Annotated in this window: 1 protein-coding gene; it reads right to left on the bottom strand. The window is 53.9% G+C overall.

The window, feature by feature from the left end; translation table 11 throughout:
* Window positions 1–199 precede the first annotated feature (199 nt).
* Complete coding sequence (locus CV944_RS16635) at window positions 200–2,566, bottom strand: immune inhibitor A domain-containing protein (RefSeq protein ID WP_100660184.1); 2,367 nt, start codon at window positions 2,564–2,566, stop codon at window positions 200–202.
* Window positions 2,567–2,714 lie beyond the last annotated feature (148 nt).

The following is a 2,714-nucleotide window of genomic DNA, read 5'->3' as shown; positions in this document are numbered from 1 at the left end:
CTCTGCTTTCCTATTGCCTTTTTTGGCCATTTTCAGTATACCCTCACGGATCAGGAGCGTATACCGCACTCACCAAGTGGTGGGGATTTTCACGGAAAAAGGGATGAAGAAAAATCAACAAATTCGACGAAGGGATGACAAATCATGTCGATCAAAACATTTCGGCGCACGGAAACATTCCGTGCGCCTTTGGAGGTGGTCAGCGGTAAATCAACACGCGCGCTGCGGTGCGGTCAGCGCTTTCGCCGATCACGCGGATTTTTAGGCCATAGTTGGGCACGTTCCGCCCGGCGTCGACGGCCCCTTTATTGTCATACGACCGGCTGTCGTCAAACGCCGGCGTCGGCGATGTATCGTTGTCGATCAGCTGTGAGCCATTGATTGCCACGCGGAATGGGGCTCCTTTTTGCAGGCTGAACGCCGCATCGTGCACTTGATAGCGAGTCGGCGCTGTCGTATTGCCCGACCATTTTAACGTATGCTGGTCGGCATCCACAACGCCAAGAAACCCTTCGCCCGGATGGACGCCCGTCCAGTTGTTGTCATAGCCTTCATCCACATACCAGACGACAAGCCCTGGATCGTACGAAAGAAGCCGGTCGCCGCGCAAAATATGGGCGAGCCCTTCATCGACACCGTGGTGGTTGCGCCATTCCAACAAATAGTAATGATCCGAATACCGCTTGCCATCGCTCTTTTCAAAGCCTTCCACCGCAAAGGCGCTGTCCCCTTCGGCGTCGTCGGCAAGCACGGTTGCCCCATCAGCTGTCACTTGAATGTTGTCAATATACCAGCCGGCTTCCGACACCGCCACATCAGTGATGTAATGGAAACGGAGGTCAATCGTTTGGCCCGCATAAGCCGACAAGTCAAATTCCGCCTTCACCCAACCGTTTGACGCGCCGGTAACGCCGTTGCCGGGGTTTTGTCCGTACGGATTGTCAGTCGTTGTAATGTTTCCTTGAATCGTCGTCCATTCGCTGCTGCCATGCGGTTTCACTTCCACCGCCCCGTAATCCCAATCTTTCTCAATCGCATACCATGTGTCAAAAGCGAGCATCGCCTTGGACGCTTTCGTCAAATCGATCGTCGTTGCCATCGTATGATCTAAGTTGTTTCCGCTTCCAGAGAAATAGGCGTACGCACCGCTTGGCGGAATAGTGACGACCGTTTCCTTTTTCGGCAAATTGATGCGCACAGCGTCATGGTTCGTCCCTTTCGTGCTTGCTTCGTCAAGCAATACTTCTACACCGTCTTTTGTAATCTCATTCCATTCAACGGTCGCCCCGGTCAGCCAGTTGCTTCCCGGCATCGTCGATTGCAAAAACTGTTTCGCCCAGGCGCTGAAGCCGGTCGGCTCCGTGCCCGGAATGCGCCCCGCCCAACTTCCGCTTGACATAATCGACCAATAGGCAATGGGCTCGCCCAAGCCGGAGTAAATCGTATCATATTCATCCGGCAGCCCTAAATCGTGGCCGTATTCATGGGCAAACACCCCTGCCGCCCCATCGGCCGGTTCGATTGTGTAGTCGTACGCCGCCAGCTGGCCGCGCCAATACGGCACATCGGTTGTTGTGTTCGGGATGCGATAGACCGATCCTAAATTCCAGCGGTGCGACCAAATCGCGTCGCCGCCGAGCGAACCGCCGCCCGATTCTTCTCCGACGCTGGAGTGAACGATCATTAAATGGTCAATCAAACCGTCCGGTTCGCGATAATTGCCGTCGCCGTCTAAATCGTAGCGATCCTCTTGGTCAAACTCACGCAAATCAATGGTCGGATCCTGGGCGGCCGCCGCCAGCGCCTCGCGCACAAGCGCCCGCGGATTGGCGTCATTGCCATCCGGGGTCGGCACGTTGCCGCCATAGTATTTAGCCGGATACTTCGCCTGATACCAGCCCGCCACTTTTCCTTCGATCGAATAGCTGCCGCCTGATTGCTCTTCATAATACTTTTTCACCGAGATGAGTTTTTCTCCGTTCGGTCCTGCGTAATAGCCGTCATCCCCGCCGAAAATCATGTCTTCATAATGTTCACGGGTATAATCTTTATAATACATATCCGTCTCATTCGGTTGAATGCGGTTGTGCGGAAAATCCGGGTATTCAATGAGCAAAACGAGCACGCGGTCCACCCGCTTGCCACCGTTCCATGCCTCTGGCTTGACAGACGGAACGGAATCGTTTTTCGTCTGGCCAAGCTTTTTTCCTTTCCCATTCAAAATACTGTTTTTCTGCCCCTTCTCGCGCAGCACATCGGCCCGCTTTGCCTCGTATTCGTGCAATTCTCCTTTTTCTTTCGAAGCGTGGGCCGCCTTTTGTTTTAAATAGGCGCGCACCGCTGCTTCCGCCTCAGCTGGGGTGGCGTCAGCGCGAAGCTTGCCGCTTTTTTTCAACATCTCCGCCAGCTTCTCTTCATTCGCCACCGCCAAATCGACCGGACCGCCGTGCCTGGCTGCCAAAGGTGCTCCCGAATTGGCGGCCTGCGGGGCGGACGCCGGCGCTGCCCATAGGCCCATTCCAAGCGACAGCGCAGCAACAAGTGATGTGATCGACCGTTTCTTCAAAAACATCCCTCCATATCAAATAAAAGGTTGATAGAAAATCTATACAATTAAAGTAACTATTCACCCCAGTGCTAGTGTATAAAAAAGCCCAGCACAAATAGGGCATTTCGGTCATAGAAAATGCCCTAGGTAGCGGAAAGAACTCGAT

Source organism: Geobacillus sp. WSUCF-018B, from assembly GCF_002809985.1.
Lineage (GTDB): Bacteria > Bacillota > Bacilli > Bacillales > Anoxybacillaceae > Geobacillus > Geobacillus thermophilus.
The sequence above is the reverse complement of the archived record's forward strand: the minus strand, read 5'-3'. Positions and strand labels throughout refer to the sequence as shown.